This is a genomic window from Achromobacter sp. 1L-A-4-B-C2, assembly GCF_057291955.1.
In genome coordinates this window covers 58,453-83,416 of sequence record NZ_JBXAWP010000004.1, presented here as the reverse complement: position 1 = coordinate 83,416, position 24,964 = coordinate 58,453, and the positions used below count along the sequence as shown (strand labels likewise).

The following is a 24,964-nucleotide window of genomic DNA, read 5'->3' as shown; positions in this document are numbered from 1 at the left end:
TGGATGCGCCGCGCCCTGGCGCTGGCCGAAAGCGTGCTTTACACCACCGCGCCGAACCCGCGCGTAGGCTGCGTCATCGTGCGCGATGGGCAAGTGCTGGGAGAGGGCGCCACGCAGCCTCCAGGCGGCCCTCATGCCGAAATCGGCGCGTTGCGTGACGCCAAGGCGCGTGGCCACGACGTAACAGGCGCCACGATCTACGTCACGCTTGAGCCCTGCAGCCATTTCGGGCGCACACCGCCTTGTGTTGACGCCGTGCTGGCGGCCCGGCCGGCGCGCGTGGTCGTCGCCATCGGCGACCCCAACCCGCTGGTCAACGGACAGGGGCTGGCGCGCTTGCGCGCCGCCGGCATCCACGTGACGACGGGCGTGTGCGTTCAAGAAGCGCTTGCGTTGAATGCCGGTTTTATTTCGCGCATGAGCCGCGGCTTGCCCTGGGTGTGGATGAAGATGGCGGCGTCTCTGGATGGGCGCAGCGCGCTGCATAACGGGATGTCGCAATGGATTACCGGGCCGCAAGCCCGGGCGGATGGCCACCGGTGGCGCGCACGCAGCTGCGTCGTGCTGACCGGGATGGGCACCGTGTTGAAAGACAATCCGCTGCTGAACGTGCGCGACGTCGACACACCGCGCCAGCCGCGCAAAGCCGTCGTTGATGGCCAATTTGCCATTCCCGAAGATGCCCGCCTGTTCGATGGGGGGCCAGTGATTCTGTTCACCGCGCGCGAAGATGCCGCCAAGGCCTCACGGCTGGCCGACAAGAACGCGCGCGTCATCCACATGCCGGGGGCCGTGCCGGGTCGCGTGGACCTTGGCGGCATGATGCGCTGGTTCGCGCAAGCAGAGTTCAACGAAGTGCACGTCGAGGCCGGTGCCGGCCTGAGCGGCGCGTTGGTCGGCGCGGGCTGCGTCGACGAATTGCTGTTGTATCTGGCGCCTGTCCTGCTTGGCGACGCGGCGGGCATGGTCCGTTTGCCCATGCTTGAGCACTTGGATGCCGCGCACCGCTACGAATTTATCGACAGCGTCATGGTGGGCGCGGACCTGCGTTTGCGTGCTCGCGTGCAAGCCACTTGGCGCGAGCTGATGCAGCGCGTGGCGTTGCCGACGTCGGTTTGATGCGGTCTTGGTTTGAACATCGTCGCACGTTCAAGGCAAGGTGCTAGCACTCGTCACAGGCGGCTGCCAATCGCGTTTTTCACGACGCATTGACGATGCTTTGCGTCGTGTCCGGCACGGCAATTGCGGCAAAGTTTGCGACTGTTTGCTCGCTCCTTTGCTTGCTGAAAACCCGCATTACGATTTTGATCATTACGCCAAATGAATTGCCACAAAACCGTCAATTGGCTTTAGCATAGACACATGACTTGGCGCTTCTTGCCTGCGGCCATCACCGCAAAGTGCTATGCGCCCACGTCACCACGGATTCCCGTGCCGCAGTATCGGCGCTGTTTCATAACCGACCGGCACGCTGCTGAATGAAGCGCAACGCGCTCTTCAGAACGTTCGCCGCCATCGCATGGCGGACGCATCGAGCTACTGCTCGAATCATAAGAATCCACCGGGATATCGCTCATCCCTTCAAATCATTGCCGTCCATTTCATGTGCGGTCGCACCACGCATGGTTGCCATAGCAATATGCTGAAGACGAGCGAGTTAACTTGTTCACGTAAGTTGCATTCCCTGACGGAACTTGTGTCAGGCGCTTGCAGCCTAACTGGAAAGGGTCCGACCGTGCTTCATGGTTGATGTGTGGCGAAAGCAACATAACAACTGGCCGAAAACGCCAAACGCGAGATTGACTGGTAAAGCGTCGGCACTTAGGCACAATGGGGACACGTAGGCGTAGTGAATTTTTCGCGTGTTGTAGGAGGTTTCCGTGCAAAACATCGTCGAAGGCTTCAAGTCGCAGTATGCAAGAGAGCAGGAGTCAGAGCTTTCTCTTGAGGAGTATCTGAACCTCGCCAAACGTGATCCCATGGCGTATGCCAGCCCCGCTGAGCGCATGCTGGCGGCGATCGGCGAACCCGAAGTCGTGGATACGCGCAACGACCCACGTCTTTCCCGTTTGTTTTCCAACCGGACCATCCGGCGCTACCCGGCGTTTCAGGAGTTCTACGGCATGGAGGACGTGATCGGTCAGATCGTCGCGTTCTTCAAACACGCCGCGCAAGGGCTGGAAGAGCGCAAGCAAATCCTCTATCTGCTGGGCCCCGTCGGTGGCGGTAAGTCGTCCATCGCCGAACGTCTGAAGGCCCTGATGGAAAGCTATCCCATCTATGCCCTGAAGGGTTCCCCCGTCAATGAATCGCCGCTGGGCTTGTTCCATCCGGAACGCTTTGGCGACACGCTTGAAAAGGAATACGGCATTCCGCGCCGGTACCTGACGGGCATCATGTCGCCGTGGGCGGTCAAGCGGCTGAAGGAGTTCGACGGCGACATCTCGCAATTCCGTGTCGTGCGCTTGAACCCGTCGGTGTTGCGTCAAGTGGCCATCGCCAAGACCGAACCGGGCGACGAAAACAACCAGGACATTTCCTCGCTGGTCGGCAAGGTCGACATCCGCAAGCTGGATCGGCATTCGCAAGACGACCCGGATGCTTACAGCTACTCCGGCGGCTTGTGCCTGGCGAACCAGGGGCTGCTTGAATTCGTGGAAATGTTCAAGGCCCCGATCAAGATGCTGCACCCGCTGCTGACGGCCACGCAGGAAGGCAACTTCAAGGGCACCGAAGGCTTTTCCGCGATTCCGTTCAACGGCACGATCCTCGCCCACTCGAACGAATCCGAATGGCAGACCTTCCGCAACAACAAGCACAACGAAGCGTTCCTTGATCGTATCTATATCGTCAAGGTGCCGTACTGCTTGCAGGTGTCTGAAGAAGTCCGCATCTACGAAAAGCTGTTGCATCACAGCTCGTTGTCGGCCGCACCTTGCGCGCCGGGAACGCTGGATATGATGGCCCAGTTCTCGGTGCTGACGCGTCTGAAGGAACCTGAAAACTCCAGCATCTATTCCAAGTTGCGCGTCTATGACGGCGAAAGCCTGAAAGACGTGGACCCCAAGGCCAAGGCGCTGCAAGAGTACAAGGACTACGCGGGCACCGATGAAGGCATGAATGGCGTGTCGACGCGTTTCGCGTACAAGATCCTGTCCAGCGTCTTCAACTACGACCAGACCGAGGTGGCGGCCAACCCCGTGCATCTGATGTATGTGCTTGAGCAACGTATCGGGCGCGAAGACTATCCGGAAGAAATTCGCCGTCGCTATCTTGAATTCATCAAGGGGTTCCTGGCGCCGCGTTATGCGGAATTCATCGGCAAGGAAATTCAGACCGCCTATCTTGAGTCGTATTCGGAGTATGGCCAGAACATCTTTGACCGCTACGTCACGTTTGCCGACTGCTGGATTCAGGATGAAGAATTCCGTGATCCGGAAACGGGCGAAAGCTTCGATCGCAGCGCGTTGAATGACGAGCTGGAAAAGATCGAGAAGCCAGCAGGTATTGCGAACCCGAAGGACTTCCGCAACGAGATCGTGAACTTCGTGCTGCGGGCGCGCGCCAATAACAATGGCCGCAACCCGACCTGGACCAGCTATGAAAAGCTGCGCGAAGTGATCGAGAAGAAGATGTTCTCGAATACGGAAGATCTGCTGCCGGTGATTTCGTTCAACGCCAAGGCTTCGGCCGAGGACAAAACGAAACACCAGAGCTTTGTGGATCGCATGGTGGAAAAGGGCTACACGGAAAAGCAGGTCAGGCTGCTGTGCGAGTGGTACCTCCGAGTGAGGAAGTCTTCCTGAGCGAGGTGAATCATGAATTCACTGATCGATCGCCGTCTTAACGGGCGCAATAAAAGCGCCGTCAACCGCGAGCGTTTTTTGCGGCGCTACAAGGACCAGATCCGCAAGGCGGTTCACGGGATGATCCGTGACCGCTCCATTCAGGATATGGATCAAGGCGGAGAGATCAACCTGCCCGCCCGGGATATTTCCGAGCCGACTTTCCGGCACGGATCGGGCGGTGACCGCGAAATGGTCCACCCTGGCAATCGTGAGTTTGCCAAGGGTGACACCATCGACCGGCCGCAGGGAGGCCAAGGCGAGGGCGGGTCCGAGCCGGGCGAAGGGGAATCGGTAGATCAGTTCACCTTCAGCCTGTCACGGGCCGAGTTTCTGAATCTGTTCTTCGAGGACCTGGAATTGCCGCATCTGGCGCGCAACCAGTTGGGCGAAGTCAGCCAAAAGAAGTGGCAGCGCGCGGGCTACACCACGACCGGTTCGCCCAGCATGTTGAGCATCAGCCGTACGCTCAAGTCATCGCTGGCCCGTCGGGTTTCACTGAACGTAAAGGCCCGCGCCGATCTCGAAGACGCGGAAAAGGCCTTGGCCGATGCGCGCGCGGCGGGTGCGCCCGCCGCGACGATCCGCACGCTGGAGCAGGACGTCGAAGATTGCCGCGAGCGCCTTGCCCGTGTGCCGTTCCTGGATGACCTTGACCTGCGCTACCGCAATCGCGTGTCCGTGGCCATCCCTATGGCGCGCGCGGTCATGTTCTGCCTGATGGACGTGTCCGGTTCCATGGACGAAGGCAAGAAGGACCTGGCCAAGCGCTTCTTCACGCTGCTGTATCTGTTCCTGTCGCGCAAGTACGAACACGTGGACCTGGTTTTCATCCGCCACACCGACAACGCCGAGGAAGTCGATGAGCAGACCTTCTTCTACGACCCCAAGAGCGGCGGCACCATTGTGTTGTCGGCATTGGAGCTGATGCGCGAGATTCTGGAAAAGCGCTATCCGCCTTCGGCGTGGAACGTGTACGCGGCGCAAGCCAGTGACGGCGATTCGTTTGGCGCCGACGCCGGTAAAAGCGCGCGCTTCCTGGCGGAACACTTGCTGCCGTCGACACGGTATTTCGCCTATATCGAAATTCCCGACTCGCAAGAGGCTCGCAAGAGCAGCCTGTGGGCCGAGTATGAACAGAAGCTGGAGCCGCATTTCGTTATGCGGCGCATCTGCGATCGCGGCGAAATCTTTCCCGTGTTCCATGACCTGTTCAAGAAGGAAACCGCATGAATGCCATCGTGGGTGCTCTCGTGGAGCCGAAATCGGCCGGCGGGGCTCGGCCGATTTCCCAAGGTTCCGAATGGACGTTCGAACTGATCCAGTCCTATGACGACGCGATTTCCAAGGTCGCGGCCGAGTACGGCCTGGATACGTATCCGAACCAGATCGAGGTGATTACCTCGGAACAAATGCTGGACGCCTATGCGTCGGCCGGCCTGCCCATCGGCTATCCGCACTGGTCGTACGGCAAGGAATTCATCCGCAACGAGCAATACTATCGGCGCGGCATGCAGGGCCTGGCTTACGAAATCGTCATCAACTCCAACCCCTGCATCTCGTACCTCATGGAAGAAAACTCCATGACGATGCAGGCGCTGGTGATTGCGCACGCCTGCTACGGTCACAACTCGTTCTTCAAGGGCAATTACCTGTTCCGGCAATGGACCGACGCCGATGGCGTGCTGGACTATCTGGTGTTCGCGCGCAAGTATGTGATGTCGTGTGAAGACCGCTACGGCATCGACGCCGTCGAGGCGCTGCTGGATTCCTGTCACGCGCTGTCCCACCACGGGGTTGATCGCTACAAGCGTCCGGCGCCCATGTCGCTGAAGGAAGAGGCCGCGCGCCAAGCCGAGCGCAAGGAACATGCGCGGCTGCAATACAACGACCTGTGGCGCACCTTGCCTCGCTTGGAAACGGACAAGGACACGCGCACGGAAACGCCCGCGTTCCCGCCCGAGCCCGAAGAGAACTTGCTGTACTTCATTGAGAAGTACTCGCCCAAGCTGGCGCCGTGGCAGAAAGAGCTGGTGCGTATCGTGCGCAAGATCGCCCAGTACTTCTACCCGCAGACGCAGACCAAGGTCATGAACGAAGGGTGGGCCACGTTCTGGCACTACACCATCCTGAACCGCTTGCATGAAAAAGGACTGGTCAACGACGGCTTCATGATGGAGTTTCTGCAAAGCCATACCAACGTGGTCAGCCAGCGGGGCTTCGACGAGCGGGGTTATGGCGGCATCAACCCGTACGCGCTGGGCTTTGCCATGATGACGGACATCCGCCGCATCTGCGAAGCCCCCACCGACGAGGACCGCCGCTGGTTCCCCGACATCGCGGGCGGCGACTGGCAAAAAACGTTGGACTTCGCCATGCGCAACTTCAAGGACGAGTCCTTCATTTCGCAGTACCTGTCGCCGCGCCTGATCCGGGAGTTCCGCTTCTTTGCCATCTCGGATCATCAAGCCAACCCGAAGCTGGAAGTGGCTGCCATCCACAACGACGAAGGCTATCGCGACATCCGCCGGCTGTTGGCCGCGCAGCACAATCGCGACAACCAGGTGCCCGATATCCAGGTGGTTCGCTTCAATCGCGATTCGGACCGTTCCTTGGTGCTGCGGCATTTGAAAAGCCGTGGCCGCCCCTTGGCCGGGGATGACGCCGAGCAGGTGATGAAGCATCTGGCGCGCTTGTGGGGCTTCAAGGTCCGCCTTGAAGAGACCGAGCCGGACGGCACCGTCAGTTCATACCGCGAACAGGAACCGCCCGCCGCGCACTGAGGGGCAGGGCGCACCACGGCGAACCTGAGGTGCGTCCCCATTTCTTCCCTGGCTTGCCTCGCTACTTCGAAACCTGCTAGAATCGCGGATTCGCAATTTTCGCAGCGTCTTTTTGGCTGCCGAAAAGTGTCGATTAGGACAGGTGGCCGAGCGGTTGAAGGCGCACGCCTGGAAAGCGTGTATACGTCAAAAGCGTATCGGGGGTTCGAATCCCCCTCTGTCCGCCAAGAATACTGATGGCAAGGCAATTGCCCTCCACGTTGTACCGATCCGATCGGTGCGCATGAAATACATAAGGCCCTCGACTTCGATGAAGTCGGGGGCCTTTTTGTATTGCGGGCGGCTGTGCGGCTACAGGTAGCGCAACGTGAACGTCACCGAACCATCAAGCGGGATTTCCTTGGACGTCGGCAAAGCCGCGGTTCTGTTCAGCACGGGTATCACCGCCAGGCTCACGGACGCGGTCGTGATTGGCATGGCGGAGGCGTCTTTGCCGAATGAGTACTCATCCGTGGGATTCAAGTTGATGGTGTCCACGGCCGATTGAACCGGCCAGCTTGACGCCCCACTTGGACGGGATAGAACCATGGACGTGCTCAGGAAGGGCGGAACGCCATCAACAACAGTGGCCTGGGGGCGCACCAGCAGTACGACGGCGCCGATCTTGACATCATCGATACGGCCCAGCCCCCAAGCATGGGGTGCGCCGTTCACCGGGTTTTGATAAGGCCAGGGCATGCCGGCGGCGCTGGCTTCCTGATGCGTAATGGCACTGTCCGGACGGTTTTCATGGACCGTGAACGCGACGCGCGTCGGGCCGCCACAAACGATTTCCAAGCGGGGGCGCTCTTCGGGCAGCAACGTGCCGTTGTGGTTCAGGCTTTGGAACGGCAACGTGCCGAAATCGATGGCACCCCCTCCGCCAACCCCCAAATTGCAAGCTGGCGGAGTGAGTTGACCGGCGATGACCAGGTTCGCTTGGCCGGTCGCGGCATGCGTGCTGCTTGCAGCGACCAGGGCCAAGCAGGCGAAAAGACGTGGCGCGGTTGTCATCCTGTCAGCAAACATGGTCAGGATCGTGCGTATGCCACTGGAACGTATTCACAGGTAACGCAAAGTGAACGTGATCGACCCATCCAACGGAATTTCGTTCGCGGACGGCAAGGTCGCCGGTTGGGCAATCATGGGCGTGAGCCCCATTGTCAATTGCGCGTTCGTGATCGGTACGGCGGGGCCGCCAATCGGGCCGAACGAGTATTCGAGGTCAGGGCTGAGGTTCAGGGAGTAATGCGACGACGCCAACGACCAGCTACTGCTGCCCGTGGGGCGTGCAAGGACCTTCTGCGCACCGGCCGTGGTCAGCAGCACGCCATCGACCGTGGTGGTAGCGGGGGTGATCAGTCCGATCAAGGCGCCGGTCTTGATTTTTTGGCCGTCCGCAAAGCCCAGGCCCCAGGAATACTTGCTGCCGTTTTCGGGGTTTTGGTACGGCCAGTTCAGGTTGGGGGCCTCCTGGATCGTGATGCCCGAGCCTGCCCGGTTATCCAGCGCGACAACGCTCACGCGCGTGGGCCCGCCGCAGTTGATCTGCAGGGCGGTGTCTTTGCTGCCGAGGTTCGTGCCATTGTTGTCCAAGGCGTTGAACGCGATGACGTCAAAGTCCAGCGTTGCGTTGCCGCCGAAATGAGCATTGCATGCCGGTGGCATGAGTTTGCCCGTCACATTGAGGTCACTATTGCCAGCAGCGTGCGATGCGGCAGCCAGCGTGGCAAAGGCCACGCCGACGAAGAATTGGTTTTTCATGATGAACGTTCCTGATGTGAACAAATGCCGTCCACGGAAGACAGCGAGCGAGCTGGCCCTGGCGTTATGCAATGGCAGCGGCGCTGTGCGGCCGTTGAAGGCCGCACAGCCAGACGCCGCGCTTGTTATAAGGGCTTGTTCGATTGCGACAGGGCGCCACAGCGCGCCCTATGCAATGCGTTTACAGGTAGACCAGCGAGATCGTGGCGCTGCCATTCAGGTCAATGGCAGTGCTGGTCGGCAGAGCGGCAGCGCGGTTGATCGTCGGGGTGACGGTAAGCGAGCCGGTTACCGAAGCGACCGCTGCCGGCGTGGCGCCGGCGCCCGGCGAACCCAGGAAGAACGCATAGGTGTAATTGGGGCTGATGAACTGCCGCTGTATGGCTTCGGCAAGCCAAGTGCGCTTGTCCGCGCTGTAGAGGACGGTGGCCTTGGTGTCGTCGGCTTGGACGTCGCCTTCCTTGAAACCGAACATGTAGCCGCCGATAGGAATCTGCGTGTCGTCGGCGCCGGCAACGGAACCAAGGCCGAAGATGAACGGGTCGTTGATGGTGGCGTTGGTTGAGCCCCACGCATTGACGTTCAACGAGGCCTTCAGAACTTTGCTGCTGGCGCGGTTGTCTACCACGTGCAGGCCCACGCGCGTCTTGCCGTTGCAGGTGATGTTCAGGCCGATGGTCTTGGAATCCAGTTTGGTGCCGTCGTGAGCGAGTGAGTTGAACGCGTGCTCACCGAAGTTCAGTATTCCCCCGCCAGCCAGTTCAAGGTTGCACGAAGGCGGGGTGATGCGGCCGATGATTGTCAGGTCCGCGGTGGGAGCAGCTTGAGCCGAGGCGGCGATCAAAAAGCTTGCGGCGAGAAGGCAACGCAGGGCGGGCAGAGGGCGTACCGAGTGATTCATGACTATCCAATTTCTGGTGGGACAAAGGAATCACTCTAGGAGACAGATGCCTTTTAGGATATAGGCATGAGCCTAATCTTCATTACAGTTGCGTAAACGGCTGCGTTACTATTTGTCCACGTTGGTTTTTCGCTCAACGAGAATCAGTGGAAAATCTGGGCTCTACCGGGGAATTCCATATTGTCTGCCTCCCATTTCTATCCGTTGCGCATCGCAATCCTGGATGACCATCCGGTAGTGCGGGCTGGCATGTCCGCCTACCTCTCGCAGAACCGGGACATTTTTGTCATCGGTGAGTTTGAGACCAGTCGCGACATGATTCGGGCGCTTGCGGCCCAGCCCGTCGACGTGCTGTTGATCGACTATTCGCTAGGTCCGGCCGAGGTCGACGGCATTTCGCTGATCAAGATGCTGCGCATCAAGTTTCCCGACGCGCGCATCTTGGTGTTTTCCGCGCTCTACGACCCTGCAACCGTTGCGTTGGCCTTGCGTTCCGGTGCGCACGGCTTTGTGGGCAAGGGCGGACGCGAAGAGGAAATCGTGCTGGCGCTGCGCAAGGTGGCGGCGGGCGGCATCTACTGCGATCCCCAGATGACGTATCTGCTGTCTGGCGCAAGCACCGAACAGACCGAGCCCTTGGCGGGCGCCACGCCTTCGGACGACACAAGCTTGTCCGCATCGACGAGCGGCCTGCTGGATGGCGCATCGTTGTCGGGTCGCGAACGTGAGGTGATTCGCTGCTTGCTCGCGGGCATGACCATTTCCGACATTGCGATCAAGTTTGGCCGCAGCCCCAAAACCATCAGCGCGCAAAAAGGCACGGCCTATCGCAAACTGGGCGTCACCACGGACAACGGCTTGTTCAAGCTGTGCGGGCTTTTGTAAGTCCAACGCTCACCGCCATGGACGGCGAACGGCCCCTGCTATCGATCCACCAATTCAAGCTGTAAGGTCGCCGACCATTCCGTCTGGTCCGCGACGCGTATGTCGGCATCGCTTACTTCCGGGTTCAACGCGATCTGGGCGGTAAGACTGCGTCCGGCGCGGCCGTTCTCCAGCATCACGATGTCGCCGGGCCGCAGGGCGATGCGGGGCTGAGCGCCATGGAGCGCGTCGGGGTTGATGACACGAGTTTCGTCGCCGTCAATGCGGACGTGGCTAAGCGTGACGTGCAAAGCACCGCTGCCCGCGAACTTGGCGGCGCCCTGATGTCCGGGGGCGGCGTTCAGGCGCAGTGCGATGGGGCGCGCGGTAGGGCAGTTGACGGTCAGGGGCACCACACGCGGCTCAAGCTGGTAGCGCTGATTGCCATCCAGACTTAGCTGCCCCGCCGTGAAGCTGCCGTAGTCGACGATGGCTTGGCCGAATGACACCATGCAGCCCGCTGTCGGCGCTGCGGTTGCCCCGCGCGTCATGGACGGTGAGGGCGACGCTTGCGCCATGGCAGACGGGGCCCAGGCACCGGTCGCCAGCATCGTTGCCAGCGCCAGCGCGAGCCGACACGATCGAATGAGACGAGTGTGGGCGAGAGTCATGGGGTCCTTTTGCGATAGGCAAGGTTGGGGGCTTTTACGGGGCGCATGTCGCACTGGCACGTTCGTACAAGGCGTTCAGGTCCGGCGTATCGGCGATGTCGAATTCGAGCGTGCATGACGCCTCTTCCGATGGCGCCACGCTGAACGGCGTAGCGCCCGCCAGCATGTCGGGCAGGAATATCTGGCCGCCGCTGCCCACCAGCGTGACGAACACGCCGTTGGCATCCAGCACGGCTGCGCCCTTGGGTACCGGCGTGCCGTCAGCGTAGGCGGCGGTCACAAGCGCGCGGCGCACCTTGACTACCGTGAAGTCCACCGCCGACACCGACCCGCGCGCCGGATCCAGGCTGTAGCGTCCGTTGATCAAGTCCACATTGCGCGCGAGCGATGCCGTGGCGACCTGGATCTGCCCGTTACGGTAGGCCGACAGCGACGGGATGACGGCCCGGCCCCAGGGGTCGGTCCACACGTTGCCGGCCGGCGTGCTCAGGCGCACGCCCGACAGGCCTCCCACGGACGCGATGGCGAACGTGTCCTGCACGCGGTAGGGCGAAAAGCTCAAGCCATGCGCGTGGCCGACCAGCCCGCCGCGAACGCGCGCGGAGTGGCTGTATCCGCCCTTGAAGCTGCTGGCCGCCAGGCTCAGTTGTGTATAGGCTGAATTGACGCCGACCGAGCCGGAATAACTCGTCTGGCCGTGCGAGCCGGAACTGGCCGCCAGGGTATAGCTGCTTTGCTCGCTGATGGCGCCACCGGTATTGACGCCGTAGCTCATGCCGTTGTCTTGCCGCTGCATCGATGCGCTGACGCTTTGCTTGCCCAAGGGCAAGCTCACGTTCAGGTACATCAGGTCGCCCTGGTTGCGGTGGCTGGAACCCATGTCACGCTCGAATGACAGCGAAACGCTGGCCCGACCGAAGCTCTTGCCCCAGCTGAAAATGCCGCGACGGGACGAATGGCCGCGCGTGCTTTGGGATTCGCTGACGTTCATGCTGAAGCCGCCGAGCTTGGATCCGCTCCAGCCCAATCCCGCGCTGAACTGCTGCTTGATGCGGTCTTCGCGAAGGTTCGGGTACCACTGCGTGCCGTTCACCGGCCTGTTGGCGTAGTCCAGCACTTCGCTGTAGCCGTCCGTGCGACGCAGCAGCGACAGGTTCGAGGACACGCCCGGCAGCACTTGCGCCGCGACCGAAATGATGTGCTGCGCGCCACTGCGTCCCGTATGGGAATTTTGCGAGAAAGTGCTCTGTACGCCGGTCTGGATGTTGCCGGGCAGCGCCAGATCCGTGCGGGCGCCGACCGAGCGATAGTCCTGCGTCAACAACAAGCCGGCTGCGACGTTGGCGCGCCTGCCCAATGCGATGCCGTATTCCGCCGCCACGACCGGCCGGGAGCCGCCACCTGCCGAGTCCGTTTGCCGCAGCATGCCCAGGCCGCCGGTGAATCCGGTGGCTGCGCCAACGCGGTCCACCTGCAACGCCGCCGCCGGCACGTAAAACACGCGCTCTTCGCCCGAGGCTTCGTGGACGACGACCTCAAGGTCTTGCGTCAACGACCGGGGCAGTACATCGGTCATGGTGAACGGGCCGGGGGGCACGATGGCGGAGGCCAGTGAAATACCGTTCTGCCGAACTTCGACGCGCGCCTGCGTGTGGGCGATGCCGCTAATGGGGGGGCCTGCGCGATCGCTGCTTTGTAGTGCGGTTTCCGGGAACAGCTGCATGCCGTTGACGGGAACGCCGGCAAACAGCGAGCCGCGCAGATTGATTTGCCCCGCCTGAAAGGTGGTGTGCCACGTGGAAAACGTGCGTTGCGCGTAAGCATCTACGTGGTTCCACGTCGACTTCCCGCCGCTATTGGAATAGCTGCTGTTGCTGCGCAGGATCCAGTCGTTCACGTTCAGGCCCAGTTCGGTATAAGCCTGCAGGTAGTTCGACCTTCCGCCGATATGGCGTGTCTGGCTGGAAAGCACGTCGTAGTTCAGGATGGCTGCGCGGCCGCCGGATTGATAGATCGTGGCGGTGTGTGATCGATTTATTGCGCCCGGGGGCGCGACGATGTCCACGGTCATGCGCTCGGGCTGTAGCGCGATGGTCGTAGTGGGCCAGGCTTGAAGAAAAGAGTCCGGACAGGCGTGAGAGTCGCCGCCTTGCGCTTCGGGCACCTTCAGTTCGGCCAAGGTCAGCAATTCCGGCGTCAGGCAGAGCTTGCCGCCGGCATCGAAGGTGGCCAAGGCACGCCCGACGCCGCGCCCGTTGACGCTCAGGTGCACGGTGTGCTGCCCCGGCAGGAATTGCGGTCCGTTCTTGAAGTGCGATGCGATGGCCGGATTCAAGCCGCGCGTTTTCAGGGTTTCAAGGTCGAACCCGCCCGTACCGGATTGCGCGATGGCAGCCCGGTGCAGGCACAGCAGGAGGCTTGCGGCGACGAAGGCGCCACCGCGAGCATTGCGTAAGCGGTTGCAGAACATGAAAACCATGAGTGAGCCTGGCGCGCAACGCCCGCCAGACCCCGGTCATGGAGTCTGGCGAGCAAGGCCAAGCGGGTTGATGCCCCGTGGGGGCACGATGCGGTCAGTTCTTGATAGGCGCGTCGAAGGACGAGACTTGATAGCCGTAGACGCTGGCGGGGTACAGGCGAACGCTTGACTGCCCTGCTTGCAGGGGCGCGTCCGTGCCGACCAGTTGTAGCGTTTCACCCGGCAAGATGTAGGTCTTGGGCAGGATCAGCGCCTGGTCGGACGGCTGCACATTGACGCGTTGGTCCATGCGCACGATGTAGGGGCTGGGGTTGTGCACCGTCAGCTTGCCGTCGTGAGCGGCCCACTGCAGCGAGCGCCACGGGGCGTTGTCGTTGGGGACTTTCTTGGGCAGCGCAATCAGCGGGAGATCCTGCCGGATGGTCAGGTGGAGCTTGTTGCCCTGTTCGCCGGTTTGCGGAATGCCTTCGAAAATGGCGCGCTTCATGCGCTGCGCGTCCAGCGGCTTGTCGTGGGTAAGCAGAAAGCGAACCAGCTGCGTTTTGCCAGGAGCCACCACGGCAGCGGGCGGCGAGACCATGACCCAGTTGTCCTGGTCTTCGGCAATGTGTTCGATCATGGAGATCAGCAGCACGGGCTCGTCGCCCGTGTTCTTGATGCCGATCGTGCCTTCGCCGGTTGCTTCGTGCACCAGCACGACCGAGGTTTCAGGCTGGATGCCCATGGCAAGGGCTTGGCTGGCGGGAAAAAGGACTGCAAAAAGGGTTGCCGCGACGATTCGCGGAAAGGAATTCTTGAACATGGGGATATCGCTAAGGCATCGGCCGGAAGGGCCTGGGAAGCATTGCAGTGTAGGAACCTGATTCCTGGCTTGATATAGGCGAGCGCCTATTTCCGGATGTTCAAGTGCAGTGGGCCGGACCATTGTCGGTCCGGCCCACTTGCGCGCCGCGTGTGGCGGGCTGGCGTATCATCGGCCGCTTTGCGGCGTCACCCTTTTTGGCGTCACCCTTTCGGCGTCACCCTTTCGGCGTCACGTTTTGCGGTTCTCGTAGGACGTTTCCAGGATGTCGTCCTCGGGCGTGATGACACCGGGTTCGCCCGGTTGCGCGACGGCGCGTCCGTCGCGCGGCATGCCGGCCACGGTCTTGCTCTGTTCCGGCATGGGCAGCGTCTCCGTGCCTTTGCGCGGGTCCGTGGGCGGACGCGGGTCGACGTCTTTGGTGTTGGTGGCGGCGTTCGGGTCAGGGGCAGTTTTCAACATGGCTCATGCTCCGCTTGCGGGCGTCCCAGGATGGCGACGCGCCTGGTTTTCTGAGTTTTATCTTATTCGCTGCGCGCCCCGACGCGGCCGTTGAGCCTGTCACGTTTGCAAGGGGCTGTTGCAGGAGCAGAACCTTATAATTTCCGGCGATCGTGCGGTCAGCCGCTTTGTACCGCTGCTTCACCGTCACCCTTTCATTGCGCGCCTTTGCACCGCGCCGGCATTTCCTCGCAGTCTTGCCGGTCCGGCCTTATTCGCTTAACCACCTTCACCGCCGCCCTCCTTGACCGACTCCATCGAACGCTCCGTCCATACCGAACTTGTCGCCGTGCTTGTCGCCGTGACGCATGGCGAGCCGCGTGTGTTGACGACGGATGACGCCAGCGCCTTGCCGGCCGGCCCTTTCGAGCTGTCGCATCGGTCGTTGCAGGCGGGGCTGCGCGCGTGGGTGGAAACGCAGACCCATCACCCCCTGGGTTACGTCGAGCAGCTCTACACCTTTGCCGATGGCGACCGCTCCGACGAATCCGGCGCGCGCGTCATGTCGGTCAGCTATCTGGGGCTGACGCGTGAAGCTGGCGAAACCGGCGTGGCGCAGGTGGGCTGGCAAGACTGGTATCGCTACTTTCCGTGGGAAGACCGGCGCACCGGCACGCCCGCCCTGGTCGATGAGCTGATCGTGCCGCGCCTGGCGCAGTGGTGCGCCGCCAGTGACGACGACGCCGTGCGTACACGCCGCCAGCAGCGCGTGGCCATCACCTTCGGGCTGGACGGGGCCGCCTGGAACGAAGACATGGTGCTGCAGCGCTACGAATTGCTGTTCGAAGCCGGCTTGGTGCCCGAGGCCGCGCGGCGCGCCGACGGCGACTTTGCAGCCGCCATACCCGGTCAATCGATGCGCCACGATCACCGCCGCATTCTGGCAACGGGCATCGCCCGCTTGCGCGCCAAGATCAAATACCGCCCCGTGGTGTTTGAATTGATGCCGGCCGAGTTCACCCTGCTACAGCTGCAAATGGCCGTCGAGGCCCTGGCTGGGCGCGCCTTGCATAAACAGAATTTCCGTCGGCTGATCGAACAACAGGCGCTGGTGGAAGAGACCGGCGACATGGCGACCGGTACGGCGGGCCGTCCCGCCAAGCTGTTTCGGTTCCGTCGCGACGTGCTGCTTGAGCGCGCCATCGCCGGTAGCAAATTGCCTTTGTCTCGCGCGTTATGACGCTTGACAAGGGTTATGCTCGTCTCTAGCATAAGTACTGCGCATTCACTGCGCGCCTTTTTTTAACTCACAAATACTCAAAATGAGCATTAAAGCCGAAGCGCCCTTGACCGCCTCTCGCCTGGCGGTGCCTCCCCTGCCGGATGTCATGCTTGAGCCTCTGGTGCGCGCCGCCTTGCTGGAAGACCTGGGCCGTGCCGGCGACCTGACCACCGACGCCATCGTGCCGCACGACGCCGTGGCAGAAACGCGGCTGGTATCGCGGCAAGCCGGCGTGCTGGCCGGCCTGGATCTGGCGCGTCTGGCGTTTCGCGCCATGGACCCGACCATCGAATTTCACGTCTCGCAGCGTGACGGCAGCGACCTGGCGCCAGGTACCGAAATTGCGCGCTTGCGCGGCAACGCCCGCGCCATGCTGACCGCCGAGCGCGTGGCGCTGAACTTCCTGTGCCACCTGAGCGGCGTGGCCAGCGCCACCGCCTCCATCGCGCGTGCCATTTCGGGCTACGGCGCACGCGTCACCTGCACCCGCAAGACCATGCCCGGCCTGCGCGCGGTGCAAAAGTACGCGGTGCGCGTGGGGGGTGGCAGCAATCACCGGTTCGGGCTGGACGACGCGGTGCTGATCAAGGACAACCACATCGCCCTGGCAGGCGGCGTGGCCACGGCGGTGCAGCGGGCGCGCGCGAGCGTGGGGCACATGGTCAAGATCGAGCTTGAAGTCGACACGCTGGCGCAGTTGGAAGTTGCGTTGTCGCTGGGTGTGGACGTGGTGCTGCTGGACAACATGAGCCTGGATGATTTGCGGCGCGCCGTCGCCATGGCGCGTGGGCGTGCGATCACGGAAGCCTCGGGCCGCATCACGCCCGAGACCGCCGCTGCCGTGGCCGCCACGGGCGTGGACCAGATCGCCGTTGGTTGGTTGACCCACAGCGCCAAGGTGCTGGACATTGGCCTGGACGCCTGAGAGCCCATCATGAAACGCCTGCTTCAAGCCAGCCTTGCGTTGTTGATCCTGCCGCTGGCGTCATGCGGCAATTCGCCGTCGGGCGAGGCGCCAATGGACGCGGCGTATCCCGCGCATCCGATCACCATCGTGGTTACCTTCCCGCCGGGCGGCGGCACGGACCTGCTGGCACGCCGCATCGGCGCCAGCCTGCAAGCGCAGCTGGGCCAGGCCGTGGTGGTTGAAAACCGCCCCGGCGCCAGCGGCAACATCGGCGCGCGTCTCGTGGCGGAAGCACCACCCGACGGCTACACGCTGCTGATGGTGAACAGTTCATTCGCCATCAACCCGGGCGTGTATCGCAATCTGGGCTTTTCGCCCAAGCAGGATTTCGCCGCCGTGATCAATGTGGCGTTCGTGCCATCGGTGTTTGTGGTGCCAGCGGGCTCGCCGCTGCACACGCTGGATGATGCGCTGGCAGCGGCGTTGCCGGGCAAGCCGCTACCGTTTGCCTCGTGCGGCAACGGCACGCCGCAACACCTGGCGGGCGAAATGCTGGCGCGCGCCACGGGCGCTGTGTTGCAGCAGGTACCGTACAAGGGATGCGGCCCCGCGTTGACCGACGTGGCGGCGGGGCAGGTGGCGATGGGTGTCGTCACAGCGTCCAGCGCGGCGCCCTTGATTGCCGCTGGCAAGCTGCGCGCATTGGCGGTGACCTCTCCCAAGCGTTCACCGCTGATGCCGACGGTGCCGACGGTTGCCGAGCAGGGCGTTGCGGGCTACGCGCTGGATCAGTGGCATGGTCTGTTGGCCCCGGCGGCCACGCCGCGTGCCGTCATCGAAAAGTTAAACGCAGCGGTGGCAAAAATCGTCAGCCAGCCCGATACCCAGGCTGCGCTGCGGGAACAGGGCTTCACGCCCGCCAGCAGCACGCCGCGCGAATTCCAGTCGATGATCCATGCGGATATCGACCGGTACACGGCGCTCACGGCATCAATCGGCTTGCGGGCGGACTGAGGGAGCACTGACGGAGGACTGAGCGGCGCCTTAAGCCCGCTCAGGCCACCGCGCTCTTGGCGTGCTGTTCCAGCTTTTCCTTCAAGCCGGGTTCCAGCTTGAGCTGCCGCGCCAGCTCGTCCAGGTAGGCGCGTTCCATATAGCTTTCTTCATCGACGACAAGCAGGCTGGCCAGATACATTTCGGCGGCCATCTCGGGTGTTTTGGCTGACTGGGCTACAGCCGCGGGGTCCAGCGGCCGCGACAATTCCGTTTCCAGCCATTGGCGGTCTTGCGCGTCGGATGACAGCTTGGCCAGCTCCGTTTCCAGCAGGCCGCGCTCTTCGGGCCCGATGTGGCCGTCGGCCTTGGCGGCGCCGATCATGGCGGTCAAAACGGCGTTGCTGTGCTGCTCGGCCTCGGGCGCGGGCAGACGGTCCAGGGTTTGAGGTGGCGCGGCCTGGGCGCCACCGGCCTGGTTACGCTGCCAGTCGCCATAAGCGCGGTAGGCCAGCGCGCCCAGCGCCGCCATGCCGCCGTACATCGCGACCTTGCCGCCGATCTTGCGTGCCTTCTTGCTGCCCATCAACAGTCCCAACGCGCCAGCGCCCAGCGCGCCGCCGCCCAGGCCGGTCAGGAACGAGCCCTTGCCGCCGGCGGCGCCGCCCGTCGCGCCTTGCACGCGATTGGTGGCATCAGCCAGCAGGCCTTGGCCCGATTGCAGCAGTTGATCAAGAAGTTGTCTGGCGCTCATGCGGCCCCCTTTTATGTCGATACAGTCGGTGCGTTCAGTTCGTGAACGCGGATAGGGATATCCGACCGCCGCATGGGCAATAAGTTCAGCTTGTTGTCAGCCGTCAAAATCTGTCGTCGGATGCTACAACGTCAGCTTCAGGCGACCACCACGGGCGCCTATCCCAAGAGACCCCAGCCATGAGCATCCGCGTCCATCAGAATGCGCCCGACATCCTGCAATTCACCGCCACGGCCGAAGGCCACGCCCTGCCGGTGGCGATGCCCAAGCCGCAGGGCGATGGACCTGATCCGCATGATTATTTCGACACCGCGCTGGGCGGTTGCAAGGCGTTGACGCTGATGGTCTACGCGCAGCGCAAGGGCTTGCCGCTGACGTCGGTGGATGTGGAAGTGGTGCGTGATGCCAGCGAAGAGCGCAAGGGCGTCTATCGCTTGACGGCAAAGCTGACGCTCAATGGCGAGCTGTCGGACGCCCACATCGATGAATTGCTGGCAGTGGCCGAAAAGTGCCCGATTCACAAGCTGATGACAGCGGTGGACGTGCAGGTGTCCACGCTGGTGGTGCGCGCGGCCTGATACGGCGGGTTGATACGGCGTCCTGATACTGCGGGCCGATACGGCGGCCGAGCGGCCATCTTGCCGCCCGCCCGCCCGCCGCAAGATCAGTCTTCCATGCCCGGAACGACGGTCGAGAAGCCGGCGTCCACGTGGGTGATCTCGCCCGTGACGCCCGCCGCCAGATCCGACAGCATGAATGCCGCCACGTTGCCCACGTCGTCGATGGTGACGTTGCGGCGCAGCGGCGCTTGCGCTTCCACGAACTTGAGGATGGCCGAGAAGTCCTTGATGCCACTGGCGGCCAGCGTCTTGATGGGGCCGGCCGAAATGCCGTTGGCGCGGATGCCGCGCGGGCCCAGCGCCGTGGCCAGGTAGCGCACGCTGGCTTCCAGCGACGCCTTGGCCAGGCCCATGGTGTTGTAGTTGGGGACCACGCGTTCGGCGCCCAGGTAAGTCAGGGTCAGCACCGAGCCGTTGCGGCCTTCCATCAGGGGCAGGGCGGCCTTGGCCATGGCGGCGAAGCTGTAGGCCGAAATGTCATGGGCGATGCGAAAGCCCTCGCGCGACAGGCCGTCCAGGAAGTTGCCGGCGATGGCTTCGCGCGGGGCAAAGCCGATCGAGTGCACCAAGCCGTCCAGCCCATCCCAGTGCTTGCCCAGTTCGGCGAAGGCGCCTTCGATCTGGCTGTCTTCGGCCACGTCGCAAGGCAGCACGATCTTGCTGCCGAATTCGGCGGCAAATTCAACGACGCGTTCCTTGAAGCGGTCGCCCACATAGGTGAACGCCAGCTCGGCGCCTTGCTGGTGACAGGCGCGCGCAATGCCGTAGGCGATGGATCGGTTTGATAGCACCCCGGTGACGAGAATGCGCTTGCCGGCGAGAAAGCCCATGATGGTTCCTTTGATTTTTTCCTGCTGAAAGACCGCCCATTTTAAGGAGTTTGGCGGCGTCGCGTACTTGTAAAAACGGCGCCGTTACCGGGCGCCGTTTTTGGGGGCTGCAAGCTGGGATCAGCCGCGGGCGTTCGTGCCCGGCACGCGCAAGGCGGTACCGACCTTGAGCGCGCTGCCCTTCAGGTTGTTCAGCGCACGCAGGGCGTCCACCGATGTGCCGTACTGCTTGGCCAGCGAGAACAGCGTGTCGCCCGGGCGGACCTTGTGGGTGCGCACATTGGGCCGGGCGCTGGCTACGCGGGCGGCGGGTGCCGGGGCGGCACGGCCACGCGGCGCGGCGGCCTTGGTGTCGGTGGGGGCCTGTTCCAGCGCGCCCACGGGGGCGGCCAGGGATGCCAGCTGCACGCCACCGGTGCCGGGCTCGCCGGGCACCAGCAGCGCCTGGCCCGAGGCCGACTTCTGGCGCGAGCCGATGTCGTTGGTTTCACGCAGCTTGGCCTCGGTCACGCCGAAACGCTTGGCGATGGACGCGTAGGACTCACCACGGCGCGAATGGTAGATCTTCCAGGCGGACAGGTCGCCCTTGTAGTTCGTCAGGTTCGCGTTGAAAATTTCGACGCGGTCGGCCGGCAGCAACAGCGTGGGGCCGTGATCGCCACGGATGACCGGGCGGTTGAACGACGGATTCAATGCCTTGAATTCGTCCAGCGGCATTTCGGCCAGCTTGGCGGCGATTTCAAGATCGATGTCGCTGTTCTTTTGCACCGTCACGAAGTAAGGCGTGTTGCCCACCGGGGGCAGCGCCACCGCGTAGCGTTGCGGGTCGGCAATGATGTTCTTGATGGCCTGCAACTTGGGCACGTAGTTGCGCGTTTCGTCGGGCATGTTCAGGGACAGGTAGTCCGTGTTCTGGCCGGCCGCTTCGTTCTTGGCCATGGCGCGTTGCACCGAGCCTTCGCCCCAGTTGTAGGACGCCAGGGCCAGATACCAGTCGCCCTGCATCTCGAACAGCTTTTCAAGATAGTCCAGCGCGGCATTGGTTGACGCGATGGGGTCGCGGCGTTCGTCGCGCCACCAATCCTGCTTCAAATTGAAGTGCGTGCCGGTGGCCGGCACGAACTGCCACAGGCCGGAAGCCTGCGCGCGGGACAGGGCAGTGGGGTTGTAGGCGCTTTCCACGAAGGGCAGCAGCGCCAGTTCGGTGGGCAGGCCACGGCGGTTGATTTCGTCGACGATGAAGTACAGGTACTTGCCCGCGCGCTCGGCCATGCGCTGAACCGCCTCGGGGTGGGACGCGTAATAGTCGGTCCACTGCTGCGAGAGGTCGGTATTCAGGTTGGGGATGGCGAAACCGCGGCGGATGCGGTCCCAGGCGTCGCTGGGCGGGTTGGTCAGGTCGACCGTTCTGGACGTATCCCGGGCGATGTAACGCCCTTGGGAATTGGTGGTGAGGTTCTTGCTATCGGGGGCTTTCGTTCCTGCGCAACCGGCGAGGACTGCCAACATGAGCGGCAGAAGGAGTCGGGATAGATTCATCAGGCGGTCACTTGAAATCGTTCTTCCATTCACGCAGGGAGGCAAACACCTCTACCGGCGTAGGTTGATTGTTTCCGGCCCAGTTGGATGCGGCACGGATCACGTCCACTTGCTGCGTACGCAAAAACGGGTTCGTCGCGCGTTCCTGACCGATTGTCGACGGAAGCGTGGGAAGACCTTCTGCTCGTAATTGCTGGGCTCGCTGATACCACTGATGCAGGGTGCGATTGGCGGGATCCACAGCCAATGCCCAGCGCAAGTTGGCTAGAGTGTACTCGTGCGCGCAAAAAACCTGTGTATCTGGCGGTAAAACGGAAAATTTTTCCAAGGAATCATGCATTTGCGCGGGAGTTCCCTCGAAAAGCCGGCCGCAGCCGCCCGCAAACAGGGTGTCGCCACAGAAAAGGACCGGTTCTATCCCGGCTGCCCGGCCCGTGTACGCGATGTGCCCGGCGGTGTGTCCCGGCACATCCAGCACCGTCAGATCCAGGTCCAGTTCGGGCAGCGTCACCCGGTCGCCCTCGGCCAACGGAACATCGCAGCGCGGCAATGTTTCGCGGGCCGGACCGTATACGGTAAGGTCCGCCATGCGTGACAATTCAAGTACACCGCCCACATGGTCGCCATGATGGTGCGTGAGTAGAATGGCGCGCAGCCTCAAGCCTTCCTGCTCAAGCCATCGCAGCACCGGACCCGCTTCGCCCGGGTCCACCACGGCGGCATTTTCGCCATGGACGATGGCCCAGATGTAGTTGTCGGTGAAGGCGGGTAGAGGCAAGACCGCGGCATGTTGCTCGCGGCCGCCTGCGGGGGCGGTCAAGGCTTGCATGAGATTCGAAGGAATAGAACGTGGCAGAAGAAACACCGCCGATTGTAGAACTGGCCGAATGGTTCCAGACGCCACCGGGGCAGTACGCCCTGGCCTGGGAACGGGCCCAGTTCGACGCGGCTGTCGCGGATGTGTTTGGTTATTATGCCTGGCAGGTCGGCCTGGCCGACATGAACCTGCTGCGCGCCAACCGCATGCCCTTCAAGGGCTATGTGGGCACCGAGACCCCGTCGCCCGAAAGTACCGCCGCCTGGCAGTCGCGCGTGGTGCTGGCCGAACCCGAGGCCTTGCCGTTCGAATCGCAAAGCGTCGATCTGCTGATCCTGCCGCATGCGTTTGAATGTACACAGGACCCGCACAACGTGCTGCGCGAAGTGGAACGCGTGCTGGTGCCGGAAGGCCGGGTCGTCATTTCGGGCTTTAACCCCTGGAGCATGTGGGGCGCGCGCACGCGCATGCCCGGCATGGAGCCCTGGCTGCCGCAGCCGCCCTCGGCCCAGGTGTCGCTGGCGCGCTTGAAAGACTGGTTCAAGCTGTTGTCCCTGGAAGTCGACGACAGCCATTTCGGCTGCTATGCACCGGCTTGCCGCAGCGAAAAGTGGCTGCAACGCTGGGGCTTTCTGGAATCCGCGGGCGCACGCTGGTGGAGCCTGGGCGGCGCGGTGTATATGGTGTCGGCGGTGAAACGCGTGGCCGGCATGCGTATCATCGGCCCGGCCTGGAAAACCAAGCCCAAGCGGGCGCGCGCCGCCTCGGTGGTGGTCAATCGCCAGGCGGACGACGGCTTCGACCCTTCCTGAGAGCGGGCGGCGTCCGTTTCACATTGCACGAACAAGGATTTCAAAGCAGCACCATGCAGGACAACAAAGCGATCGATCAGAAAGTGGACATGTGGACGGACGGCGCCTGCAAGGGCAACCCCGGCCCGGGCGGTTGGGGCGTATTGCTGCGCGCCGGCGGCCACGAAAAAACCCTGCATGGCGGCGAGCTGCAAACCACCAATAACCGCATGGAACTGATGGCGGTCATCGAGGGCCTGCGGGCGCTCAAGCGCACCTGCGTCGTCACCATCCACACGGACTCGCAGTACGTGATGAAGGGCATGACGGAATGGCTGGTGAACTGGAAGCGGCGCGGCTGGATGACGGCCGAGAAAAAGCCGGTCAAGAACGCCGAGCTCTGGCAGGCGCTGGATGAGCAGGTGCAGCGGCATCAGGTGTCGTGGCGCTGGGTGCGTGGCCACAACGGCGACGAAGGCAACGAACGCGCCGACCAATTGGCCAATCTGGGCGTGGATCTGGCCCGCCGGGCCTGACCGCGTCCGCTGACGGCATCGGGATATACCCTGAAATCCGCCTTGTGAGGCGGATTTAGTCGTTTCATCCGGCGTCTGGATTGTTCCAGTATGTAAATTCGGGTGCTACAGTGCCTTCCCCCATTCCAGTTCCCGCGGCGCCGTCCAGGTGGGGAATACGGTGCGCGCCGCACCACCGCCACATACGCGCATGAAAAAAGCTGTACTGCTGGCCGCCGTCGCGGCCGGGTTGGCCGCGGGGGCCGCATTGGGCGTGTTCGTGCCGCGCTGGCTCGCGCCCGGCGCCTCGCCCACCGTCCAGGCGACCGCCAAGCCGGCCGCTGCGCCGGCCGCGCCCGTTCGGGTCGAGGTCGCTTCCGTGAAAGAAATTCCGTTTGCCCGGGGCCTGTCCGCCGTGGGCAGCCTGCGTTCGGACGAGTCCGTCGTGCTGCGGCCCGAGGTGGTGGGCCGGATCCAGGCGATTGAATTCAAGGAAGGCCAGCCGGTGGCCCGGGGCCAGGTGCTGATCCGGCTGGATGATTCCGTGCCGCGCGCCGAGCTGGCGCAGGCCCGAGCCAACTTGACGCTGGCGCAAAGCCATTACCGGCGCGCCGTGGAATTGCAGGGCAAGGGCTTCGTCAGCCAGCAGGCGCGCGACGAGTCCGCCAGCACGCTGAAGGTGCAGGAAGCCGCCGTGGCGCTGGCGCAGGCAAGGCTGGACAAGATGACGATATCGGCGCCGTTCGCCGGCATCGTCGGGCTGCGCAGCGTGTCCGTGGGCGACTACGTCAACCAGGGGCAGGACCTGGCGCCGCTGGAAGCCATCGACCCCTTGAAGGTGGACTTTCGCGTGCCCGAAATGTACTTGAGCAAAGTGGGCGTGGGCCAGCAACTGACGCTGCGCCTGGACGCGCTGCCCGGCCAGGAACGGCAAGGGCAGGTGTATGCCGTCAGCCCGCTGGTCGACGCGGGCGGCCGGTCCATCCTGCTGCGCGCCACCGTCGCCAACAAAGACGCCTTGCTGCGGCCAGGCATGTTCGCCCGCGTGCAGCTGCTGTTCAACCAGGACAAGGCGCTGGTCGCACCGGAAGCGGCGTTGTCGCCATCGGGCGAAACACAGTACGTTTACCGGGTCAAGGATGGCCGCGCCGAGAAGCGCGAAGTGACCATCGGCGAGCGCCGCGAAGGCCGGGTCGAAATCCTGACCGGCGTTGCGGTGGGCGATCAACTGGTGGTGGCGGGCATACAGCGCGTCACGGACGGCGGCGCGGTGAACGTCGTGGGCAGCGGCTCGTGAGCCCGGCCACCTACTCTTTTTAGCGGTGAC

23 protein-coding genes and 1 tRNA gene are annotated in these 24,964 nt (G+C 63.0%); 13 read left to right on the top strand and 11 right to left on the bottom strand.

Annotated elements, in window-relative coordinates; genetic code table 11:
• Positions 1–3: 3 nt before the first annotated feature.
• The 5 genes from ribD to AC0Z35_RS19035 all read left to right on the top strand — a co-directional run bounded on the left by ribD (position 4) and on the right by AC0Z35_RS19035 (position 6,855).
• Positions 4–1,119 carry a bifunctional diaminohydroxyphosphoribosylaminopyrimidine deaminase/5-amino-6-(5-phosphoribosylamino)uracil reductase RibD gene (gene ribD, locus AC0Z35_RS19055; protein ID WP_185975398.1) on the top strand — a complete coding sequence of 372 codons (1,116 nt, stop codon included), beginning with the start codon at positions 4–6 and terminating at the stop codon, positions 1,117–1,119.
• A gap of 770 nt (positions 1,120–1,889) precedes the next feature.
• Positions 1,890–3,806 (top strand): PrkA family serine protein kinase, encoded by a 1,917-nt coding sequence (locus AC0Z35_RS19050; protein WP_370512763.1) that lies wholly within the window; start codon positions 1,890–1,892, stop codon positions 3,804–3,806.
• A gap of 12 nt (positions 3,807–3,818) precedes the next feature.
• Complete coding sequence (locus AC0Z35_RS19045; RefSeq protein WP_046806118.1) at positions 3,819–5,078, top strand: YeaH/YhbH family protein; 1,260 nt, start codon at positions 3,819–3,821, stop codon at positions 5,076–5,078.
• Positions 5,075–6,628: a SpoVR family protein gene (locus AC0Z35_RS19040; RefSeq protein ID WP_046806119.1), complete on the top strand. Its 1,554-nt coding sequence runs from the start codon at positions 5,075–5,077 to the stop codon at positions 6,626–6,628. Before AC0Z35_RS19045 ends, AC0Z35_RS19040 begins: the two co-directional genes overlap by 4 nt.
• Positions 6,629–6,764: 136 nt before the next feature.
• Positions 6,765–6,855: transfer RNA gene (locus AC0Z35_RS19035), tRNA-Ser, on the top strand.
• A 124-nt stretch (positions 6,856–6,979) separates the two neighbouring features.
• Here the strand turns inward: AC0Z35_RS19035 and AC0Z35_RS19030 are convergent.
• The 3 genes from AC0Z35_RS19030 to AC0Z35_RS19020 form a co-directional block, all read right to left on the bottom strand.
• Complete coding sequence (locus AC0Z35_RS19030) at positions 6,980–7,696, bottom strand: DUF1120 domain-containing protein (RefSeq protein ID WP_485132516.1); 717 nt, start codon at positions 7,694–7,696, stop codon at positions 6,980–6,982.
• A gap of 33 nt (positions 7,697–7,729) precedes the next feature.
• Entirely contained in the window at positions 7,730–8,503 is a 774-nt protein-coding gene (locus tag AC0Z35_RS19025) for a DUF1120 domain-containing protein (protein ID WP_485132515.1), read from the bottom strand.
• A 109-nt stretch (positions 8,504–8,612) separates the two neighbouring features.
• Positions 8,613–9,332 carry a DUF1120 domain-containing protein gene (locus AC0Z35_RS19020; RefSeq protein WP_052946066.1) on the bottom strand — a complete coding sequence of 240 codons (720 nt, stop codon included), beginning with the start codon at positions 9,330–9,332 and terminating at the stop codon, positions 8,613–8,615.
• Positions 9,333–9,512: 180 nt separating this feature from the next.
• Here AC0Z35_RS19020 and AC0Z35_RS19015 point away from each other — a divergent pair, with 180 nt between their 5' ends.
• The gene (locus AC0Z35_RS19015) at positions 9,513–10,217 is read left to right on the top strand and encodes a response regulator transcription factor (protein ID WP_485132514.1); all 705 of its coding nucleotides are present in this window, start codon (positions 9,513–9,515) and stop codon (positions 10,215–10,217) included.
• 38 nt (positions 10,218–10,255) lie between these two features.
• Here AC0Z35_RS19015 and AC0Z35_RS19010 read toward each other — a convergent pair whose 3' ends face one another.
• From AC0Z35_RS19010 to AC0Z35_RS18995, 4 genes are all read right to left on the bottom strand, one after another.
• Positions 10,256–10,867: a DUF1120 domain-containing protein gene (locus AC0Z35_RS19010; protein WP_485132513.1), complete on the bottom strand. Its 612-nt coding sequence runs from the start codon at positions 10,865–10,867 to the stop codon at positions 10,256–10,258.
• A gap of 34 nt (positions 10,868–10,901) precedes the next feature.
• Positions 10,902–13,346: a fimbria/pilus outer membrane usher protein gene (locus AC0Z35_RS19005; RefSeq protein WP_485132512.1), complete on the bottom strand. Its 2,445-nt coding sequence runs from the start codon at positions 13,344–13,346 to the stop codon at positions 10,902–10,904.
• 94 nt (positions 13,347–13,440) lie between these two features.
• The gene (locus AC0Z35_RS19000; protein WP_162941149.1) at positions 13,441–14,148 is read right to left on the bottom strand and encodes a fimbria/pilus chaperone family protein; all 708 of its coding nucleotides are present in this window, start codon (positions 14,146–14,148) and stop codon (positions 13,441–13,443) included.
• 231 nt (positions 14,149–14,379) lie between these two features.
• On the bottom strand, positions 14,380–14,610 hold the full coding sequence (locus AC0Z35_RS18995; protein ID WP_104145151.1) for a hypothetical protein: 231 nt from the start codon (positions 14,608–14,610) through the stop codon (positions 14,380–14,382).
• Positions 14,611–14,893: 283 nt separating this feature from the next.
• Between AC0Z35_RS18995 and AC0Z35_RS18990 the strand changes: the two genes are divergently transcribed.
• The 3 genes from AC0Z35_RS18990 to AC0Z35_RS18980 all read left to right on the top strand — a co-directional run bounded on the left by AC0Z35_RS18990 (position 14,894) and on the right by AC0Z35_RS18980 (position 17,792).
• Positions 14,894–15,829 (top strand): NUDIX hydrolase, encoded by a 936-nt coding sequence (locus AC0Z35_RS18990; RefSeq protein WP_046806125.1) that lies wholly within the window; start codon positions 14,894–14,896, stop codon positions 15,827–15,829.
• 82 nt (positions 15,830–15,911) lie between these two features.
• Positions 15,912–16,796: a carboxylating nicotinate-nucleotide diphosphorylase gene (gene nadC / locus AC0Z35_RS18985; RefSeq protein ID WP_485132511.1), complete on the top strand. Its 885-nt coding sequence runs from the start codon at positions 15,912–15,914 to the stop codon at positions 16,794–16,796.
• Between the two features lie 9 nt (positions 16,797–16,805).
• On the top strand, positions 16,806–17,792 hold the full coding sequence (locus tag AC0Z35_RS18980; protein WP_485132510.1) for a tripartite tricarboxylate transporter substrate binding protein: 987 nt from the start codon (positions 16,806–16,808) through the stop codon (positions 17,790–17,792).
• Between the two features lie 40 nt (positions 17,793–17,832).
• On the opposite strand, the gene AC0Z35_RS18975 is transcribed toward AC0Z35_RS18980, so the two are convergent.
• The gene (locus AC0Z35_RS18975) at positions 17,833–18,525 is read right to left on the bottom strand and encodes a tellurite resistance TerB family protein (RefSeq protein ID WP_046806128.1); all 693 of its coding nucleotides are present in this window, start codon (positions 18,523–18,525) and stop codon (positions 17,833–17,835) included.
• 179 nt (positions 18,526–18,704) lie between these two features.
• Here AC0Z35_RS18975 and AC0Z35_RS18970 point away from each other — a divergent pair, with 179 nt between their 5' ends.
• A complete protein-coding gene (locus AC0Z35_RS18970) occupies positions 18,705–19,103 on the top strand; it encodes an OsmC family protein (RefSeq protein WP_046806129.1) in 399 nt (132 codons plus the stop codon).
• An 86-nt stretch (positions 19,104–19,189) separates the two neighbouring features.
• On the opposite strand, the gene fabI is transcribed toward AC0Z35_RS18970, so the two are convergent.
• From fabI to gloB, 3 genes are all read right to left on the bottom strand, one after another.
• Entirely contained in the window at positions 19,190–19,975 is a 786-nt protein-coding gene (fabI, locus tag AC0Z35_RS18965) for an enoyl-ACP reductase FabI (RefSeq protein WP_046806130.1), read from the bottom strand.
• 120 nt (positions 19,976–20,095) lie between these two features.
• Entirely contained in the window at positions 20,096–21,514 is a 1,419-nt protein-coding gene (locus tag AC0Z35_RS18960) for a transglycosylase SLT domain-containing protein (protein WP_319307734.1), read from the bottom strand.
• A 7-nt stretch (positions 21,515–21,521) separates the two neighbouring features.
• Positions 21,522–22,343 (bottom strand): hydroxyacylglutathione hydrolase, encoded by an 822-nt coding sequence (gloB, locus tag AC0Z35_RS18955; protein ID WP_219991678.1) that lies wholly within the window; start codon positions 22,341–22,343, stop codon positions 21,522–21,524.
• Between the two features lie 20 nt (positions 22,344–22,363).
• Between gloB and AC0Z35_RS18950 the strand changes: the two genes are divergently transcribed.
• The 3 genes from AC0Z35_RS18950 (at position 22,364) to AC0Z35_RS18940 (ending at position 24,934) form a co-directional block, all read left to right on the top strand.
• Complete coding sequence (locus AC0Z35_RS18950) at positions 22,364–23,143, top strand: class I SAM-dependent methyltransferase (protein ID WP_046806133.1); 780 nt, start codon at positions 22,364–22,366, stop codon at positions 23,141–23,143.
• Between the two features lie 53 nt (positions 23,144–23,196).
• Positions 23,197–23,658 (top strand): ribonuclease HI, encoded by a 462-nt coding sequence (gene rnhA / locus AC0Z35_RS18945; protein WP_046806169.1) that lies wholly within the window; start codon positions 23,197–23,199, stop codon positions 23,656–23,658.
• Positions 23,659–23,848: 190 nt separating this feature from the next.
• The gene (locus tag AC0Z35_RS18940; RefSeq protein WP_120153788.1) at positions 23,849–24,934 is read left to right on the top strand and encodes an efflux RND transporter periplasmic adaptor subunit; all 1,086 of its coding nucleotides are present in this window, start codon (positions 23,849–23,851) and stop codon (positions 24,932–24,934) included.
• The last annotated feature ends 30 nt before the right edge of the window (positions 24,935–24,964 follow it).